The sequence below is a fragment of the Aminobacter sp. DSM 101952 genome, from assembly GCF_001424795.1.
In the GTDB taxonomy this organism is placed as follows: Bacteria; Pseudomonadota; Alphaproteobacteria; order Rhizobiales; family Rhizobiaceae; genus Aminobacter; species Aminobacter aganoensis.
Genome location: NZ_LMCL01000033.1, coordinates 380 through 17,922, shown reverse-complemented (window position 1 = coordinate 17,922; position 17,543 = coordinate 380). Strand labels below are relative to the sequence as shown.

The window sequence follows — 17,543 nt, the reverse complement described above, 5'->3', positions numbered from 1 at the left end:
ATGACCAAGCTACTGGAAGTCACCAACATCACCGCCGGCTACGGCGACGGCCCTGCCATCCTCGACGGCGCCCACCTGACTGTCGAGCCGGGCAAGGTCCACTGCATCATCGGCCCGAACGGCGCCGGCAAGTCGACGCTGCTCAAGGCGATCTGCGGCATGCTGTCGATCCGCAAGGGTGACGTCGTGTTCAAGGGCGAGCGACTGAACGGCCTGCGCCCCGACCAGATCCTGCGCAAGGGCATCTGCTTCGTGCCGCAGGAACGCGCGCTGTTTCCGAAGATGACGGTGCGCGAGAACCTGCGCATGGGCGGCTTCATCCTCGACGACAAGAAGGAGCTCGAACGCCGCATCGACGGCATCCTCGAACGCTTCCCGATCCTGCGCGAGCGCGCCGAGCAGCATGCCGGCACCATGTCCGGCGGCCAGCAGCAGACGCTGGCCATGGCCCGCACCCTGATCATCAAGCCCGACATCGTCATGCTCGACGAGCCCTCGCTCGGCCTGGCGCCGAAGATCGTCCAGGAAATGTTCGACATCATGAAGATGATGTCGGCGGAGGGCGTCACCGTATTGCTGGTCGAGCAGAACGCCCTGATGGGGCTGAAGAACGCCGATTGGGGCGTCGTGCTCGACCTTGGCCGGACGCTGTTCGAAGGACCGGCAGCAACGGTGCTGGCCGATCCGCGCATCCAGGAACTTTACCTCGGCGGCAAGAAGGCCGCCTGACGGGGAACACCATGGCAGAGATTTTGCAGATACTGATTTTGGGCCTGGCGCTTGGCGGCGTCATTGCCCTGATGGGCTCGGGCCTGTCGCTCGTCTTCGGCGTGATGCGCATCGTCAACCTCGCCCATCCCTCGCTGATCATCGGCGGCGCCTACATCACTTACCTCGCTTTCAAGGCGCTCGGCGTCGATCCGATCGTCATGCTGCCGGTCGCCGCCGTCATCATGGCCGCCATCGGCGTGGTGCTCTACCGGCTGGTGTTCCAGCGCGAGGCCAAGAGCGCCAAATATTCGGAAATGACGGTGCTGCTCACCTTCGCGCTGGCGATGATGGTGGAAGGCCTGCTCGGCGGCCTGTTCACCAACACCCAGCGGGTGACCTCGCCCGACTACGCCACCGCGGCGTTCTTCATCGGCGACGTCTTCATCCCCAAGGGGCAGTTCTATGCCGGCGTCGTGTCTCTTACGATCATCGCCGCGCTGTCCTTGTTCCTCAAATACTCGCGGCTCGGCTACGCCATCCGTGCCACCACCCAGAACCGCGAGGCGGCGGAACTGCTCGGTGTCAACGTCCAGTTCATCAGCATCCTTGCCTTCGCCATCGGCATCGGCCTTGCGGGTGCCGCCGGATCGCTGGTCAGCTTCGTCTTTAGCTTCTTCCCGGCCAAGCACTGGGAGTGGATCGCCATGCTGATGTCGGTGGTGGTGCTCGGCGGCATGGGCAGCATCCTCGGCACGGTGGTGGGGGCGCTGTTCCTCTCCGTGGTCGCCGCCTTCGTCGGCACCTGGATCGGGGCGACCTGGTCGACGCTGACCTTCTTCCTCGCCCTTTTCATCATTCTGCTGGTCCGGCCCCAGGGGCTGTTCGGCGAAAAACCGGAGTTGGCATGATGGCCGTCACCCTCCAGGACTCCAGCGCCAGCGCTGTGATCGAGGCGCGCCGCGCCCACAACGAAAAACTGGCGCTCAAGGCCGACCAGACCCGGGCGACGTGGTTCCCGGTCGCGGTTCTGGCCGTCCTCGCTGCCCTGCCGTTGCTGCAGTTCTACGGCAACTACAACTATGTACTGCACCTGGTGCTGTTCACGGCCTCCTATGTCGCCATGGCTTCGGGATGGAACATCCTCGGCGGCTTCGCCGGTTACGTCTCGCTCGGCCACGCCGTGTTCTTCGGCGTCGGCGGCTATTTCTCCGGCATGATCCTGGCGCGCTATGGCATCTCGACGCTGATCACTGCACCGCTCGCCGGGCTTGTCGCTGCCGCTCTTGGCTATCTCGTCGGCATGGTCACGCTCAAGGTGCGCGGCCCGAGCTTCATCATCTCCTCGATCGCTCTGCTGATGATCGCCCGCATCCTGTTCGACAACTGGCACTTCATCGGCGGCGCCAACGGCCTGACCCTTCCGCCCAACGACCTGTCGGTGCAGTGGTCCAAGGTCCCGTATTATTATGCGATGGTGGCGATCGCGGCGTTCACCGTGTGGGCGACCTACAAGATCAAGCACTCGAAGTTCGGGCTTGGCCTGCGCGCCATCTCCAAGGACGAGATCAAGGCCGAAAGTGCCGGCATCGACACGCGCTTCTACAAGGTCGTCGCCTTCGCCCTGTCGGCATTCTTCGTCGGCATGGCGGGTGCGGTGTGGGGCGAATACCTGACCTATCTCCGGCCCAACATTTTCCTGCTCATCCTGATCTCGGCCAACATGGTGCTGATGTGCATCCTCGGCGGCAAGGGCACGATCGCCGGCCCGGTCATCGGGGCGATCCTGATCGTCGCGCTCAACGAGCTCTTCGTCGCCACCATGGGTGCATCCGAAATCAACATCCTGGGCACCGGTTTGGTGATGGCGCTCGGCCTGATGTTCTTCCCGCTCGGGCTGGTGGGCACGCTCGCCAGGAACGGCAAGCTCCCGCGCATCCTCAACTGGGACTAGCTGGAAGCAACTGAGCCACAAAGCCTGCGAATGCAGCTCGTGCAATCTGCGAGAGGAGAAAGACATGTCGGAATTCGTGCTTCACAATGCGCCGCAGTCCACCTGCAGCCAGCGTGTCCGCTATGTCCTTCACGCCAAGGGCAAGACCTTCGAGGAACACAAGCTCGACCTGTTCAAGGGCGACCAACTCAGGCCCGAGTACCTCGCGATCAACCCCAACGGTGTGGTGCCGACGCTGCTGCACGACGGCGCTCCGGTCACCGACTCCGCCGTCATCGTCGAATATCTCGAAGACATCCTCGGTAACGTCGCGCCGCTGAGGCCGCGCGACCCGCTGAAGGTGGCGGAGATGCGGGCAATGATGCGCTTCATCGACGAGGTGCCGACGCCGGCGATCCGGGTGCCGTCGTACAACCTCGCCTTCCTGCCGCACTACCAGGCGATGACCGAGGAGGAGTTCCAGGCGCTTTGCGACAGCAAGCCCCTGCGCCGCGAATTCCTGATGAAGATGGGCCGGACAGGCTTCCCCAAGGCCGACATGGACGAGGCGCTCGGTCGCTTGCAGCGCGGCATCGACCGCATGGCGGCATGGCTCGAAGCCAGTGGCGGCCCCTGGCTGATGGGCAAGGACCTGACGCTCGCCGACATCTCGATCATGCCGGTCATCGTCAGGATGGACGACATCAATCTCGGCAATATGTGGGATCAGGCCCCCGAAATCGGCCGCTGGCTGGACAACATCCGGGCAACCGGAGCCTTCGCCAGGACCTACTACCACGGCTCGTTGCTGACCGAAAAATACCCGCATCTGCAGGCCGGCGCGAAGCGGGCGGAACCTGTCGAAGCCTGACTTCGAACGCATTGGAGACTGAAATGGACCACACCAGGATCGAGCCGAAGCTCATCACCAAGGAAGCCGACGTCACGCCGACCGTGCTGGCGGCGATGGACGACACCGACAATCTCCGCCTCAAGCAGATCATGACGGCGGCGGTAAACCATCTGCACCAGTTCGTGCTCGAAACACGCCCGACGGAAGAGGAGTTCGAGTATGCACTGCGCTGGATCGTCGAGATCGGCCAGCGCACCAACGAGTTCCACAACGAGGTCGTGCTTGCGGCCGACGTGCTGGGTGCCTCGACGCTGATCGACCTGATCAACAATGACGGCATGCAGGGCGAGACGATGTCGGCGCTGCTCGGGCCGTTCTACCGTGGCGGTGCTCCGGTCTGCGCGAACGGCGATTGCATCGCGCGCTCGGACACTCCCGGCTCTTCGCTGTTCTTCTCCGGCAAGGTCGTCGGCCCCGACGGCGAGCCGGTGGCGGGCGCCTCGCTGGATGTCTGGCAGGCTTCGCCGGTCGGCCTCTACGAGAACCAGGACGAGACCCAGGAGGATTGCAACCTGCGCGGCAAGTTCACCAGCGGCGCCGACGGCAGGTTCCATTTCCAGTCGGTGAAGCCGGCAGGCTACCCCGTCCCGACCGATGGCCCGGTGGGTGTCCTGCTGCGTGCCCAGAAGCGCACGCCGATGCGGCCGGCGCACATCCACTTCATCGTCTCGGCACCGAAGCACAAGACACTGATCACGCAGATATTCTCCGACTCTCCGGAGGCGCTCGCCGCCGACGTGGTGTTCGGCGCCAAGCAGCAGATCGTCGGCGACTTCGTCATGCACACGGAGCCGCATCCCGATTATCCCGGAGCGACGCTGCCCTTCTACACCTGCGTGTACAATTTCAAGCTGGTGGCCGGCACGCCGACTTTCCCCGTCCCGCCGATCTCGGGAAAGAAGAGCTGAGCGATGACTGCGCAGAATTCCCATCGTCCGCTTGAAGGCAAGGTCGCGGTCGTCGTCGGCGGCTCGGGCGGCATTGGCCGTGAAACCTGCCGGATGCTGGCCGATGCCGGCGCCATCGTCGTCGTCGGCTATCGCTCAGGCAAGGACAAGGCCGAGCAGATCGCCACAGGTCTGGCCGGCGAGGGCCACCTCGCGCTGCCGGTTTCGATCGAGGACACGGCCACGATCGAGGCGTTCAGGGACGCGGTCGCGGACAGGTTCGGACGGGCCGACATCCTGGTCAACACGGCAGGCATCACCGAGCCGGTGGCGCATGGCGATCTCGACGCGCTGACCGACGAGCTGATCGACCGCATCTTCATCAACAACTGGCGCGGCGTGTTCGCCACGATCCGGGCTTTCGCGCCGGCGCTCAAGGCGAGCGGCGACGGGCTGATCGTCAACGTCTCGTCGATCGCAGCCTTCACAGGCATCGGTTCCAACGTCGCCTATTGCGGCGCCAAGGCCGGTGTCGACATCATGACCAACTCGCTCGGTCGTGCGCTGGCGCCGGCGATCCGGGTGATGGCGGTGTCGCCCGGCGCGGTCGACACGCAGTTCGTTCCCGGCCGCGGCAAGGAATTCACCGACAAGGTCGCCGCAACCACGCCGCTTAAGCGGATCACCAGCCCGGTCGACGTCGCCGAGGCGATCGCCGCCTGCGCAACGCATCTGAAATTCTCGACTGGCAGCCGCATTGTCGTCGACGGGGGAAGGCACCTGTAATGCAGCCGAAAGTCATCATCACCTGTGCCGTGACCGGCAATTTGACCACCCGGGAAAACCATCCCGGCCTGCCGGTGACCCCGGAGGAGATCGCCAATGCCTGCCTCGATGCGGCGGATGCCGGCGCGGCCATCGCCCATATCCATGTCCGCGACCCCGAGACGGCGAAGCCGTCGATGGAGCTGAAGCACTATCGCGAGGTGGTCGAGCGGATCCGGGCGAAGAACAACGCGCTGATCCTCAACGTCACCACCGGACCCGGCGGGCGCTACCATCCGAGCGACGAGAACCCGGCGGTGGCCGGGCCGCGCACGACGCTGATCCGGCCGGAAAAGCGCGTCGAGCATATCGTTGCGCTGAAGCCCGACATCGCCACGCTCGACCTCAACACCATGACCTTCGGCAATGAGGTGGTGATCAACACGCCTGCCAACGTCAAGATCATGGCCGACATCATCAACGAGGCCGGCTCCAAGCCGGAGCTCGAGGTCTTCGACACCGGCCACATCGTGCTGGCACAGGACCTGATCAAGGCGGGCGTGCTGAAGTCGCCGGCCATGTTCACCATCGTCACCGGCGTCAAATACGGCTTCCCGTCGACGACCGACGTCATGGCCACCGCCGCGCGGATGCTGCCGCGCGACGCGGTCTGGACCGGCTTCGGTGTCGGTCGGATGTCGTTTCCGATGGCGGTCCAGGCCTATCTGCTCGGCGGCCATGTCCGCGTCGGCCTGGAGGACAATTCGTACATCGCCAAGGGTGTGCTCGCCAGGGACAACGGCGAACTGGTGGAGCGCGCCCGCGACCTTATCGAAAAACTCGGCGGGCAGATCGCCAGCCCGTCGGAAGCCAGGGAAATGCTGGGGCTTGCCGCCTGAGCGGCGCAGCTTGAGTCAAGGAGATTGAGAAGATGAACATTCAAGCAAGCGCCAAGTCCGGCAACGCCCTCAGGGTGTCGCAGAAATCGCCCGACCTCGACAATCTCCTGATCGACGTGGCCGAAGTGGGTGCTCCGCGCCCCGGTCCCGGCCAGGTGCTGGTCGAGATCGTGGCGGCGGGCGTCAACCCGAGCGACGTCAAGGCATCGCTCGGCCACATGCCGCATGCCATCTGGCCGCGCACGCCGGGCCGCGACTTCGGCGGCATCGTCCGCGAAGGCCCCCCCCAGATGATCGGCATGGAAATCTGGGGCGGCGGCGGCGAACTCGGCATCAGCCAGGACGGCAGCCACGGCAAGTGGATGGTGCTCGACCAGAAGGCGGTGCGCGCCAAGCCGAAGAACTTCTCCATGGAGGAGGCCGGCTCGGTCGGTGTCCCGTTCATCACCGCCTATGAAGGCCTGCGCGAGGCCGGCGGCGCCCAGCCGACCGACGTGGTCCTGGTCTGTGGCGCCAATGGCAAGGTCGGCCAGGCCGCGATCCAGCTTGCCACCCTGGCCGGCGCCACGGTCTTTGCCGTCGAATACAACGACCAGCCGCTGATGGGACACACCAACGGCCCGGTCACGATGCTGAACAGCGCGGTCGACGACGTCGCGGCGATCGTCCGCGACATGACCGGCGGCCACGGCGCCGACATCGTCTTCAACACCGTCGGCAGCCCCTATTTCGAGATCGCCAACAAGGCGATGGCCAAGCAGGCGCGGCAGATCTTCATTTCGACCTTCGATCGCGCCGTGCCCTTCGACATCTTCAACTTCTTCCGCGGCCGCCACAAATACATCGGCGTCGACACGCTGGCCTTGTCTTCGATCGATGGTGCGCGGATCTTCGACAAGCTGAAGCTGAAGTTCGAGGGAGGCCTGCTCAAGCCGTTCCCGATCAACCCGGCCTGCTGCTACGGTCTGGGCGATGCCGCCAAGGCCTATGCCTCGGTGCTGCGCGGCACCCCCGAGCGCGTGTTGCTCAAGCCGTAAGGAGAAGCCGCCATGCAGGTCACCCGCTACAGCGAGGCCAAGCCCTACGAGGCGCCGGAGCACTACGACATGCGCTGTCTGCGCCTGCAGGGCAAGGAGGCGACGACGACCGACACGATCTGGATCGGTCTGTCGCATCTGCTGCCGGGCGGGCGCACGTCGCTCAAGGACGCGGCGGTGGAGAAGATCTACATCGTCGTTGCCGGCGAGGTGACGGTCGAGACCGTGGACGGCGCGGTGACGCTTGGCGTGCTCGACAGCTGCCGGCTGGCGCCCGGCGAGGCGCGCGCGCTGGTCAACCGCACCAACGCCCCGGCCTCGATCCTCCTGGCGATGCCGACGTGAAGCGCAACCAATGGGCAGGCACAGCGTGACCAAGGCGACGATCTACCGGCTGGGCGAACGCATGCCCAGCCTGCCGGCGGACGGCAATTGCTACGTTGCTCCGGGCGCTGCCGTCATCGGCGATGTGCGCCTCGCCAGCGGCACCAGCATCTGGTTCAACGCCGTGCTGCGCGGCGACAACGAGCCGATCACCATCGGCAAGGGTTCCAATGTCCAGGATGGCTGCGTCATCCACACCGACCCCGGATATCCCGTCGAGATCGGCGAGGACGTCACCATCGGCCACAACGCGATCATCCATGGCTGCAGCATCGGCAATGGCAGCCTGGTCGGCATGGGGGCGACGGTCCTCAACGGAGCCAGGATCGGCGAACGCTGCCTGGTCGGCGCCAATTCGCTCGTCCGCGAGGGCATGGTCGTGCCGGACGGCTCGCTCGTCATCGGCGTTCCTGCCAAGATCGTCAGGCAACTCGATGCGGAGGCGGCCGCGAAGCTGTCCCAGGGGGCCGTTCGATACCGTTCAAAAGCCGAAACCTATCCGCTCGAACTCGAGGCGATCGACCCGTAGCGGCCAAGCGATGACCGGCACCCGACGTGCCAACCCTGGAAGGACACTGAGAATGAGCGAGACTGAAAACCGGCTGTTGAGCGTGGTGGAACACTGGCTGCCCCGCATGGAGGTCGCCGGCATTCCATCGGCAACGGCCAAGTCGGTGATCGAAGCCGCCGGCGTCTGGGAGAACTGGCTCACGGCCTGGAGCGCCGAAGGCGACCGCCACGACGCGATGGGCGAAGAAGCGCTCGCGCTTGGACGCAGGATCACCGCCGGCGAGGCCTTTTCCCGCGCGAGCCTGTTTTATCACTTCGGTCAGTTCATGGCCTTCGACGACCTCAAGGCCAAGGACGCGGCGTCGGCTCGCAAGGTCGCGCTGTACCGCAAGGCCGCGCCCCTGCTCGAGCAGCCGGCCGAACTGGTCGAGGTGCCGTTCGAGGACGGCGTGCTGCGCGCCTATCTCAGGCGGCCGCAGGGCTCGGGGCCGCATCCGCTGGCACTGATCATTCCCGGTTCCGATTCCACCAAGGAGGAGTTTCCGGCGTTCGAGCGTCATTTCCTCGGGCGTGGCATCGCAACGCTGTCGCTCGACGGCCCGGGGCAGGGCGAAGGACGCTCGCACGGCCACCTGCGCGCCGACATCACCGCCGCGATCGCGGCGACCATCGCGGCGGTCAAGGGAAAGCCTGGCCTGTCGGGTGCCGTCGGCCTGGTCGGCATGGCCTTCGGCGGCTTCATGGCGCTGCGGGCGGCAGCGGCGCTGGACGGCCTCGCAGGCGTGATCTCCATCAACGGCTTCCATGACCTTGGCGCGATGTGGCCGACGCTGCCGAAGGTCTATCAGGACAACATGACCTTCGCGCTCGGCGGGGACGACGTTCTCGAAAGCGCCCGCCGCTTCACCCTGGCCGGCGTCGAGGGGCCAACGGTCCCCGCGCTCATCCTGCATGGCGCCCGCGACAAGATTTTCCCGCCTTCGGAAGCGCAGAAAAGCGCCGACATGTGCCGAGGGGACGTCGAACTGCATGTCTTTCCCACCGGAAACCATGTCTGCAACAACATCCCCTGGCTCTACCGGCCGCTGGTCGCTGACTGGCTGTCGGAGCGGTTCAAAGCCTAGAGAAGATCAACTTCCCGACGCAGATATCAGCCGGCATTCGCCGGCTGATTGGTTGATTGTGCAAGCGTGTTGCGTGAAGCATCCACCAACAATTGGACGATAGTCCACCATTAGCGGACATCACGGCCTGACCCTGGATCACCGGCGCTGATACCAATTTCGGCATGGACGGAAGGCACTGGCAGCCGACCGAATTGTACTCGAAGGGAGCGAAAATGATTCACGCCGATGATGGGATCCTGTCCCAGGAACAGCGCCTGATGCGCGACAGCTGCCGGTCGTTTGTCGACGACGTGGTGACACCGTTCATCCGCTCGAACTGGCAGCGCGAATGGGACATGAGCCCCGGCGAGCGCCTGCCGAGCGCGATCCTCGAAGGTGCTGAGGCGATTGGCGTCCGCACCCTCGGCGTGCCGGAGGAATTCGGCGGCATCGACCTGGAGAAGGAGACGGAGGTTCGCACCTTCGCCCTGATCTCCGAGGAAATCGCCCGCGGCGATTCCGGTCTCGCCGACAAGCTGGTGCAGAACTGGAAGGTCTCGATCGTGCTGCGGCAGTTCGCGCCGAAGCATCTTCAGGAGAAGTGGTTCCCGCGCCTGCTGGAAGACCCCAAGTTCCTGCTGGCGCACTGCCTGACCGAGCCGCGCGGCGCATCCGACCGCTGGCTGCCCTACAACGTGCCCGAGGCCTCGATGCACACCAAGGCCGTGCTCGACGGCGACCATTGGGTCATCAACGGCCGCAAGCAGTTCATCTCCAACGGCTTCGATGCCAGCCTCTACGTCGTCTATGCCAACACCGATCCTTCGGTCGGCATGCTGCAGGGCACGTCGAGCTTCCTGGTGCCCCGCGGCACCCCCGGCCTCACCATCACCAAGTGCAACGAGACGATGGGCTGCCGCTTCATGAACAATGGCGAGCTGGTCTTCGAGGATTGCCGCGTGCCGGCCGACCACCTGCTCGTCAAGAGCACCGCGCTGGCCTCCGCCGGCCAGTACTTCCGGGCCGGCAAGATCATCCAGGCGGCCAAGAACCTCGGCGTCGGCGTCGCCTGTTTCGAGCGCACCGCCGACTACGTCCAGAACTATGTCCAGGGCGGCCGCATCCTGATCAAGCACCAGGCCGTGGCGCTCAGGCTCGCCGACATGGCGACCCGCATCGAGGCGGTCCGGTCGCTGGTCGAGCGTGCCGCGAAGGCGGTCGATGAAGCCCATCCCGACGCCGACATCCTCTGCAATATGGCCAAGGTCTATGCTTCGGAGGAGATCATGAAGGTCGCCACCCATGCGCTTGAACTGCACGGCGGCAATGGCGCGATGCTCGAGTTCGGGATCGAGAAGCTGTTCCGCGACGCCGCGATCTTCCTGCACATGGATGCGACGGTCGACGTCAGCCGGATGAAGATCATCAAGAACATGTTCCCCGCGACCGCCGGCAAGTACGCCGGTCCGGAAAGCTGAGGCAATCGGCCGGGGCGGCGGCGCCAGCAGGCGTGGCCGTCCCTGATCGGGCAAGGGAGGAACAGATGAAGGTAGTGGTTGCGGTGAAGCGGGTTGCCGATCCCAACGTCAAGGTGCGCGCCTTGGCGGACGGTTCGGGCGTAGACCTCGCCAACGTCAAGATGACGATGAATCCTTTCGACGAGATCGCCGTCGAGGAGGCGGTTCGGCTCAAGGAAGCCGGGCACGCGACCGAGATCGTGGTCGTTTCGGTAGGCCCGGAGAAATCGGCCGAAACGTTGCGCACGGCGCTCGCCATGGGCGCCGATCGTGGCCTGCTGGTGCGTTCGGACGCGGTCGTCGAGCCGCTTGCCGTCGCAAAGATTCTGAAGGCTGTCGCCGAGACGGAGAAGCCGGACCTGATCATCGTCGGCAAGCAGGCGATCGACGACGACGCCAACCAGACCGGCCAGATGCTGGCGGCCTTGCTCGGCTGGGGCCAGGGCACCTTTGCCTCGAAGATCGCCATTGGCGGCGCTGCGATCGAGGTCACCCGCGAGGTCGACGGCGGCCTGCAGACGGTCAACCTGCCGCTGCCGGCATTGGTCACGGCCGACCTCAGGTTGAATGAGCCGCGCTACGCCTCGCTGCCCAACATCATGAAGGCCAAGAAGAAGCCGATCGACGAGAAGACCCCCGCCGACTACGGCGTCGCCGTCGAGCCGCGCCTGACCGTCGTGCGCGTGCACGAGCCGGCAACCCGCAAGGCAGGCATCAAGGTCGGCTCCGTGGCCGAGCTCGTCGACAAGCTGCGCACCGAAGCAGGAGTTCTGTGATGACCATTCTCGTTCTGGCCGAACATCAGGACACGCAGCTCGACGAGGCCACCGCCAAGGCGGTCTCGGCCGCTGGCCGCATGGGCGGCGACGTGCATGTGTTGGTGGCCGGCTCAGGTTGCGGTGCCGCAGCCGAAGCCGCCGCTCGGCTGGAGGGCGTCGCCAAGGTCCTGCTTGCCGACGACCCAAGCCTGGCGAACCGGCTTGCCGAGCCGGTTGCGGCCCTGGTCGTCAGCCTCGCCGGCGGCTACGACGCCTTGCTTGCACCCTCGACCACCAGCGGCAAAAACATCATGCCGCGCGTGGCCGCGTTGCTCGACGTGATGCAGATATCCGACGTCATTGCGGTCGAAGGCCCGGATCTCTTCCAGCGCCCGATCTATGCCGGCAACGTGATCCAGACCGTGCGCTCTACCGATGCCAGGAAGGTGCTGACCGTGCGCGTGTCGTCCTTCCCGGCTGCCGCGGTCACCGCTGCCACACGGCCGATCGAAGCCGCGGCCATTTCGGCCGATCCCGCGCGGTCGTCATTCGTGCGAAGCGAGCTGTCAGGTTCGGAGCGCCCCGAACTGACCGGCGCCCGTATCGTCGTCTCGGGTGGACGCGCGCTGGCCTCGGCCGAGAACTTCGAGACCGTCCTGGCCCCGTTGGCCGATCGGCTCGGTGCCGCGATCGGCGCGAGCCGGGCGGCGGTCGATGCCGGATACGTCTCGAACGACCTGCAGGTCGGCCAGACCGGCAAGATCATCGCGCCCGACCTCTACATCGCCTGCGGCATTTCGGGAGCGATCCAGCATCTCGCCGGCATGAAGGATTCCAAGGTCATTGTCGCCATCAACAAGGACCCCGAAGCGCCGATCTTCCAGGTCGCCGACTATGGCCTGGTCGCCGACCTGTTCGAGGCGGTGCCGGAGTTCCACGCGACGGTTGCCGAAAAGATGAGGGCGTGAGTCAATCGGGCTAGCCGCTTGTCGCGGCGATGTCGGACCGGAGGAGCCAAGATGGCAAAGGGTGGGATCGAAAAGCCTGTGCGTTTTCGTCCTGAACGCGATGCGGAGGAGGAAGGGACCCTGGCGGCTCCGTTCCGCTCCTATGCGCTCGACCGGTCCGACAGTCCGCGGTTCCACATCCGGCTGGTGGAAAACACCCAGCGGCTCTACCCTGCCCACAAGCACGACTACTTCCAGATCATTTATTTCATGTCCGATGCGCCGATGACCCGGATCGGCCTGACCTCGCACAAGCCGAAGGCCGGGTCGATCTATTTCATCGCGCCGATGGTGCCGCACCAGATCAGGTTCGACCATGCCACGCGCTGCGCGGTCATCTACTTCGATCTCGACTTCCTCCGCCCCAGCATCACCCGGTCCTACCCGGTGACGGAACTCGTCCGGCTGGCGCCGGAATTGACGCCCTTTGCCTGGCAGAACCATGTCAATTTCGATCTGGGGAGTTCACAGGCGGAGCGCACGGATCGCGCGGTCGCCTCGATGATCGCCCAGCATGGTTCCGAGCGCATGTGCGAGACCGAGATCGTGCGTGCGGAACTGACACTGATGCTCGCCACCCTGTGCCAGGACTACGAGGCCGAGTTTGCCGAACTGTCGAAGAAGCTGCCGGTCGTCGGGCGCGACAGCGGCCACATGCGCCGTATCGCCGAATTCATCGGCGAGAACTACACGCGCGGCCCGAGCCTGGACGAAGCGGCAGACGCGGCGCGCCTCTCCAAGAGCCGGCTCTGCGCCCTGATCCGCCAGTACACCGGCACCAGCTTCAATGCCCTGATCCGCGAGATGCGCATCGAGGACGCGCGCGAGCGCCTGGTGCTGACCGATGAAACCATCGGCCAGATCGCCTATTCCGTCGGCTACAACGATGAGAAGTACTTCCTTCGCGCCTTCAAGAATTCCGTCGGCATGACGCCGAGCGCCTACCGGCTGAAGCGGGCTAAGGAAAGCCTCGCCGCGGCATCCGAGCCCGATGCCGGTCCCCCGCGCGTGCGCACTGCGCCGCGGCCAGGCGCGAAACTCGCGGCCTCCAGGGACAGCCGCGACAAGGTTGCGGGGCGCAAGTCATGAGCAATTCCATCTCGTTTCGGCTCAACGGCTCCGAGGTGAGCCTGAAAGCCAGTGGCGACGAGCCGCTACTCTTCGCGCTCCGCAACGCGCTCGATCTCAAGGCGACGCATTTCGGCTGCGGCCTCGAGCAGTGCGGGGCCTGCGTCGTCGCCATCGACGGCGAGGCGCGATATTCCTGCACACTGCCCGTGTCGGCGCTGGCCGGTGCCAGCGTGACGACCCCCGAGGCGCTTGGCGACGACCCTGTCGGGGCGGCCTTGCTCGATGCGTTCGAGCAAGAGCAGGCCGGCCAGTGCGGCTACTGCATCTCCGGCATCCTGATGAGCGCCTACGCGCTGCTCAAGGCCGAGAGCCGGCCTGGCCGCGAGGCGATCGTCTCGGCACTCGACAAGCACCTGTGCCGCTGCGGCGCCCATGGCAGCATCCTGCGCGCCGTCGAGCGCGCCGCCGCCAGCCTTGGTGGAGGCGCATGATGATCGGCAACGCGCTGCCCAAGAGCCTTCAGGACAATCCCGAGCTCGGCTGCTGGGTGTCATTCGACAGGCCGGGCCTGATCGGTGTCGGCTCCGGCAAGGTCGAGCTCGGCCAGGGCATCCTCACCGCGCTGGCCCAGATCGCCGCCGACGAACTGGCGGTCGATCCAGTGCTGGTTGCGCTGCTGCCGGTAGATACCGACAGTGCGCCGGACGAAGGCATCACCGCCGGCAGCCAATCCGTCGAGGTCTCCGGCGCGTCGATCCGGCTCGCGCTGGCGCAGGCTCGGTCGGCCCTGGTCGACGCCGCCGCGACACGCCTTGGTGCCGATGTCGCCAGCCTGTCCTGCCGGGACGGCGCGATCCTGATCGACGGCCAGCCGACCGGCCTCGACTACTGGATGCTGGCAGCCGATATCGACTGGCGCCAGCATGTCACCGGCAACGTCCCGGCCATGCCCGTCGGTGCCTATTCCGCGGTTGGCGCCAGCCAGCCGCGCATCGACATGGCGCAGAAGCGCGGCGGCGCCGGCTTCATCCACGACCTGTCGCTTGCAGGCATGCTCCATGTCAGGGTGATCAGGCAGCCGTTCCGGCTGGCCCGCCTGGCCGATGTCGACATGGCGTGGCTGCAGCGCCGCTACCCCGGCGTCAGGGCCGTGAGGAAGAATGACTTCCTCGCCTTGGTCGCGGCCGACGAACATGCCGTACATTCGGCCCATGGCGAGGCCGAAAAGTTTGCCCGCTGGGAGGAGGTCGCCGGCCTCTGGCAACCGGCCGCGACTTCTGGCGAGAAGATCACGGTCCTGGGCGCCGCGGCGCCCCATGCCGGATCGCCAGGCATCGCCGCCCGGTATTCGCGGCAGCATGTCGCCCACGCCTCGATCGGGCCGTCCTGCGCGCTGGCGCAGTTCGACGCCGGGCGGCTGACAGTATGGAGCCATTCGCAGGGCATCTTCCCGCTGCGCGGCCAGATCGCCAAGTGCCTTGGCCTCGACCCCTCGATGGTGCGTGTCATCCACGCCCATGGCTCCGGCTCCTACGGCCACAACGGCGCCGACGACGTGGCGCTCGATGGGGCCATCGTGGCGATGGAAATGCCGGGCCAGCCGGTGCGGGTGCAATGGTCGCGCGAAGACGAACTCAGCCGCGGCCCGCTTGGCGCGGCGATGTCCGCTTCGGTCGAGGCCGAGCTCGATTCCGGCGGGCAAGTGGCCTCATGGAAGCTTTCGGTGGTGAGCGCGCCGCACGCCCAGCGTCCTGGCTTCGGTGGCCATTTCAACCTCAGCTCGGCCGAAGCGCTCGACGGTGCGCGCCGGCCGCAGAAGGTCGACGACCTTCCCGATGCGGCGGGCGGGGGAGCGGCGCGCAACTCGGTCGCGATCTATGATTTTCCCGGCCAGGAGGTCGGGGTCCGGCTCGACACGGCAAGCCGCATCAGGACATCGTCGCTGCGTTCGCTCGGCGCCCACCTCAATGTCTTCGCCATCGAGTCTGCGGTGGACGAACTGGCCGATCTTGCCGGCGCCGATCCGCTCGATTTCCGGCTCCGCCATCTGAGCGACGACCGCTGCCGTGCCGTGCTCCAAGGCGTGGCCGAAATGAGCGGCTGGCCCGGCAGCCATCCGGCGGGCGAGGGCCGGGCGCTCGGCATCGCCGCCGCCCGTTACAAGAACAAGGGTGCGTGGCTGGCCGCCGTCGCCGAGGTTTCGGTCGACGAGGAGATCAGGCTGGAGCGGCTGTGGCTGTGTGCCGACATCGGCCTGGTGATCAATCCGGAAGGCGCCCGCAGCCAGATCGAGGGCGGCGCGATCCAGGCGGCAAGCTGGACCCTGAAGGAAGAGGTCAGGGTCGAGGACGACCGCGTGCCGGCCTTCGACTGGAGCGCCTATCCCATCCTCAAATTCTCGGAGATTCCCGAGATCGAGACGCGCTTCATCGTCGACCCGGCGAGGCCGCCGCTCGGCGCCGGCGAGGCGTCGCAAGGACCGGTGGCCGCGGCGATCGGAAACGCCGCGTCGCGGGCGCTCGGGCTCAGGATGCGCGACCTGCCACTGACGCGCGACAGGCTGGTCGCAGCACTCATGGGCGCCTGAGCGATTGCCGCCTTCCGACCAGATTATTGCCAAGACCGCAGCGAGGGACAGATGAGCGATATCGAACGCGAGAGCATGGAATTCGACGTTGTCATCGTCGGCGCCGGGCCGGCGGGACTGGCGGCGGCGATCCGGCTCAAGCAGGTCAGNGATGAGCGATATCGAACGCGAGAGCATGGAATTCGACGTTGTCATCGTCGGCGCCGGGCCGGCGGGACTGGCGGCGGCGATCCGGCTCAAGCAGGTCAATCCCGAGCTGTCGGTGGTGGTGCTGGAGAAGGGCGGCGAGGTCGGCGCGCATATCCTGTCGGGTGCTGTCGTCGATCCGATCGGCATCGACCGGCTGTTGCCGGACTGGCGCGACGATGCCGACCATCCGTTCAGGACACCGGTCACCGACGACCATTTCCTGGTGCTCGGGCCGGCCGGCTCGGTCAGGCTGCCCAACATCCTGATGCCGCCGCTGATGGGCAACCACGGCAACTACATCGTCTCGCTCGGCAATGTCTGCCGCTGGCTCGCGACCAGGGCCGAGGCGCTCGGCGTCGAGATCTATCCCGGCTTTGCCNGCAACCACGGCAACTACATCGTCTCGCTCGGCAATGTCTGCCGCTGGCTCGCGACCAGGGCCGAGGCGCTCGGCGTCGAGATCTATCCCGGCTTTGCCGCAGCCGGCCTGCTCTACAATGACGACGGTGCCGTCACCGGCGTCGTCACCGGCGACATGGGCGTCGAGCGCGACGGCAGCCGCGGTGCTGGCTTTGCGCCCGGCATGGCGCTGATGGGCAAATACGTGCTGATCGGCGAGGGCGCCCGCGGTTCGCTCGCCAAGCAGCTGATCGCAAAGTACGACCTCGGCGCCGGCAAGGAGCCGCAGAANGATGGGCAAATACGTGCTGATCGGCGAGGGCGCCCGCGGTTCGCTCGCCAAGCAGCTGATCGCAAAGTACGACCTCGGCGCCGGCAAGGAGCCGCAGAAGTTCGGCATCGGCCTGAAGGAGCTGTGGCAGGTCGCGCCCGAAAAGCACAAGCCGGGCCTGGTCCAGCATTCTTTCGGCTGGCCGCTCGACTTCAAGACCGGCGGCGGCTCGTTCCTCTACCACCTCGAAGACAACATGGTGGCGGTCGGCTTCGTCGTCCACCTCAACTACAAGAACCCCTATCTCGCGCCCTTCGAGGAGTTCCAGCGTTTCAAGACCCATCCGGCGATCCGCGCCACCTTCGAGGGCGGCAAGCGCCTGTCTTATGGCGCACGCGCCATCACCGAGGGCGGCTACCAGTCGGTGCCGAAGCTGTCGTTCCCCGGCGGCGTCTTGTTGGGCTGCTCGGCAGGCCTGGTCAACGTGCCCCGCATCAAGGGGTCGCACAACGCCGTGCTGTCGGGCATGCTCGCCGCCGAGCACGTCGCCGACGCCATCGCCGCCGGCCGCGCCAATGACGAGCTCGTCGCTTACGAGGCCG

17 protein-coding genes and 3 pseudogenes are annotated in these 17,543 nt (G+C 66.0%); all 20 read left to right on the top strand.

Annotation, left to right across the window (positions count from 1 at the left end; translation table 11 throughout):
• On the top strand, positions 1 to 729 hold the full coding sequence (locus ASC75_RS21810) for an ABC transporter ATP-binding protein (protein ID WP_055980393.1): 729 nt from the start codon (positions 1 to 3) through the stop codon (positions 727 to 729).
• Between the two features lie 11 nt (positions 730 to 740).
• A complete protein-coding gene (locus tag ASC75_RS21805) occupies positions 741 to 1,619 on the top strand; it encodes a branched-chain amino acid ABC transporter permease (protein ID WP_055980390.1) in 879 nt (292 codons plus the stop codon).
• The gene (locus ASC75_RS21800) at positions 1,619 to 2,662 is read left to right on the top strand and encodes a branched-chain amino acid ABC transporter permease (protein WP_244487910.1); all 1,044 of its coding nucleotides are present in this window, start codon (positions 1,619 to 1,621) and stop codon (positions 2,660 to 2,662) included. The genes ASC75_RS21805 and ASC75_RS21800 overlap by 1 nt, the downstream gene beginning before the upstream one ends.
• Before the next feature lie 64 nt (positions 2,663 to 2,726).
• Positions 2,727 to 3,512, top strand: a complete 786-nt coding sequence (locus ASC75_RS21795) for a glutathione S-transferase family protein (RefSeq protein WP_055980384.1) — start codon at positions 2,727 to 2,729, stop codon at positions 3,510 to 3,512.
• Between the two features lie 23 nt (positions 3,513 to 3,535).
• Positions 3,536 to 4,462, top strand: coding sequence for a dioxygenase (locus ASC75_RS21790; RefSeq protein WP_055980380.1), 927 nt, complete (start codon positions 3,536 to 3,538; stop codon positions 4,460 to 4,462).
• A gap of 3 nt (positions 4,463 to 4,465) precedes the next feature.
• The gene (locus ASC75_RS21785) at positions 4,466 to 5,227 is read left to right on the top strand and encodes an SDR family oxidoreductase (protein WP_055980378.1); all 762 of its coding nucleotides are present in this window, start codon (positions 4,466 to 4,468) and stop codon (positions 5,225 to 5,227) included.
• Complete coding sequence (locus tag ASC75_RS21780; protein WP_055980373.1) at positions 5,227 to 6,105, top strand: 3-keto-5-aminohexanoate cleavage protein; 879 nt, start codon at positions 5,227 to 5,229, stop codon at positions 6,103 to 6,105. Before ASC75_RS21785 ends, ASC75_RS21780 begins: the two co-directional genes overlap by 1 nt.
• A gap of 32 nt (positions 6,106 to 6,137) precedes the next feature.
• Positions 6,138 to 7,142 carry a zinc-binding alcohol dehydrogenase family protein gene (locus ASC75_RS21775; protein ID WP_055980370.1) on the top strand — a complete coding sequence of 335 codons (1,005 nt, stop codon included), beginning with the start codon at positions 6,138 to 6,140 and terminating at the stop codon, positions 7,140 to 7,142.
• 12 nt (positions 7,143 to 7,154) lie between these two features.
• Positions 7,155 to 7,487: a cupin domain-containing protein gene (locus tag ASC75_RS21770; RefSeq protein ID WP_055980367.1), complete on the top strand. Its 333-nt coding sequence runs from the start codon at positions 7,155 to 7,157 to the stop codon at positions 7,485 to 7,487.
• 10 nt (positions 7,488 to 7,497) lie between these two features.
• Positions 7,498 to 8,055: a gamma carbonic anhydrase family protein gene (locus ASC75_RS21765; RefSeq protein WP_055980365.1), complete on the top strand. Its 558-nt coding sequence runs from the start codon at positions 7,498 to 7,500 to the stop codon at positions 8,053 to 8,055.
• 52 nt (positions 8,056 to 8,107) lie between these two features.
• A complete protein-coding gene (locus ASC75_RS21760; RefSeq protein ID WP_055980362.1) occupies positions 8,108 to 9,160 on the top strand; it encodes an alpha/beta fold hydrolase in 1,053 nt (350 codons plus the stop codon).
• A gap of 215 nt (positions 9,161 to 9,375) precedes the next feature.
• Positions 9,376 to 10,620, top strand: coding sequence for an acyl-CoA dehydrogenase family protein (locus ASC75_RS21755; protein WP_055980359.1), 1,245 nt, complete (start codon positions 9,376 to 9,378; stop codon positions 10,618 to 10,620).
• Between the two features lie 65 nt (positions 10,621 to 10,685).
• Positions 10,686 to 11,435, top strand: a complete 750-nt coding sequence (locus ASC75_RS21750) for an electron transfer flavoprotein subunit beta/FixA family protein (protein ID WP_055980356.1) — start codon at positions 10,686 to 10,688, stop codon at positions 11,433 to 11,435.
• Complete coding sequence (locus ASC75_RS21745; protein WP_055980353.1) at positions 11,435 to 12,385, top strand: FAD-binding protein; 951 nt, start codon at positions 11,435 to 11,437, stop codon at positions 12,383 to 12,385. The genes ASC75_RS21750 and ASC75_RS21745 overlap by 1 nt, the downstream gene beginning before the upstream one ends.
• Before the next feature lie 51 nt (positions 12,386 to 12,436).
• Positions 12,437 to 13,513, top strand: a complete 1,077-nt coding sequence (locus ASC75_RS21740) for an AraC family transcriptional regulator (protein WP_055980350.1) — start codon at positions 12,437 to 12,439, stop codon at positions 13,511 to 13,513.
• Positions 13,510 to 13,986 (top strand): (2Fe-2S)-binding protein, encoded by a 477-nt coding sequence (locus tag ASC75_RS21735; RefSeq protein ID WP_055980347.1) that lies wholly within the window; start codon positions 13,510 to 13,512, stop codon positions 13,984 to 13,986. Before ASC75_RS21740 ends, ASC75_RS21735 begins: the two co-directional genes overlap by 4 nt.
• The gene (locus tag ASC75_RS21730) at positions 13,983 to 16,082 is read left to right on the top strand and encodes a molybdopterin cofactor-binding domain-containing protein (RefSeq protein WP_055980344.1); all 2,100 of its coding nucleotides are present in this window, start codon (positions 13,983 to 13,985) and stop codon (positions 16,080 to 16,082) included. The genes ASC75_RS21735 and ASC75_RS21730 overlap by 4 nt, the downstream gene beginning before the upstream one ends.
• Positions 16,083 to 16,233: 151 nt before the next feature.
• Positions 16,234 to 16,554, top strand: a pseudogene (locus ASC75_RS26820) (NAD(P)-binding protein); the annotation flags it as partial.
• Between the two features lie 97 nt (positions 16,555 to 16,651).
• Positions 16,652 to 16,961: pseudogene (locus ASC75_RS26815) on the top strand (electron transfer flavoprotein-ubiquinone oxidoreductase); the annotation flags it as partial.
• 1 nt (position 16,962) lies between these two features.
• Positions 16,963 to 17,543 (top strand): annotated as a pseudogene (locus ASC75_RS26810) (NAD(P)/FAD-dependent oxidoreductase); the annotation flags it as partial.

Excerpts from the sequence above, each read along its gene's own strand:
- ASC75_RS21780 (WP_055980373.1), top strand. The coding sequence starts at position 5,227 with ATGCAGCCGAAAGTCATCATCACCTGTGCCGTGACCGGCAATTTGACC.
- ASC75_RS21735 (WP_055980347.1), top strand. The coding sequence starts at position 13,510 with ATGAGCAATTCCATCTCGTTTCGGCTCAACGGCTCCGAGGTGAGCCTG.
- ASC75_RS21765 (WP_055980365.1), top strand. The coding sequence starts at position 7,498 with ATGGGCAGGCACAGCGTGACCAAGGCGACGATCTACCGGCTGGGCGAA.
- ASC75_RS21795 (WP_055980384.1), top strand. The coding sequence starts at position 2,727 with ATGTCGGAATTCGTGCTTCACAATGCGCCGCAGTCCACCTGCAGCCAG.
- ASC75_RS21760 (WP_055980362.1), top strand. The coding sequence starts at position 8,108 with ATGAGCGAGACTGAAAACCGGCTGTTGAGCGTGGTGGAACACTGGCTG.
- ASC75_RS21745 (WP_055980353.1), top strand. The coding sequence starts at position 11,435 with ATGACCATTCTCGTTCTGGCCGAACATCAGGACACGCAGCTCGACGAG.
- ASC75_RS21810 (WP_055980393.1), top strand. The coding sequence starts at position 1 with ATGACCAAGCTACTGGAAGTCACCAACATCACCGCCGGCTACGGCGAC.
- ASC75_RS21785 (WP_055980378.1), top strand. The coding sequence starts at position 4,466 with ATGACTGCGCAGAATTCCCATCGTCCGCTTGAAGGCAAGGTCGCGGTC.
- ASC75_RS21775 (WP_055980370.1), top strand. The coding sequence starts at position 6,138 with ATGAACATTCAAGCAAGCGCCAAGTCCGGCAACGCCCTCAGGGTGTCG.
- ASC75_RS21755 (WP_055980359.1), top strand. The coding sequence starts at position 9,376 with ATGATTCACGCCGATGATGGGATCCTGTCCCAGGAACAGCGCCTGATG.
- ASC75_RS21730 (WP_055980344.1), top strand. The coding sequence starts at position 13,983 with ATGATGATCGGCAACGCGCTGCCCAAGAGCCTTCAGGACAATCCCGAG.
- ASC75_RS21750 (WP_055980356.1), top strand. The coding sequence starts at position 10,686 with ATGAAGGTAGTGGTTGCGGTGAAGCGGGTTGCCGATCCCAACGTCAAG.
- ASC75_RS21740 (WP_055980350.1), top strand. The coding sequence starts at position 12,437 with ATGGCAAAGGGTGGGATCGAAAAGCCTGTGCGTTTTCGTCCTGAACGC.
- ASC75_RS21770 (WP_055980367.1), top strand. The coding sequence starts at position 7,155 with ATGCAGGTCACCCGCTACAGCGAGGCCAAGCCCTACGAGGCGCCGGAG.
- ASC75_RS21805 (WP_055980390.1), top strand. The coding sequence starts at position 741 with ATGGCAGAGATTTTGCAGATACTGATTTTGGGCCTGGCGCTTGGCGGC.
- ASC75_RS21790 (WP_055980380.1), top strand. The coding sequence starts at position 3,536 with ATGGACCACACCAGGATCGAGCCGAAGCTCATCACCAAGGAAGCCGAC.
- ASC75_RS21800 (WP_244487910.1), top strand. The coding sequence starts at position 1,619 with ATGGCCGTCACCCTCCAGGACTCCAGCGCCAGCGCTGTGATCGAGGCG.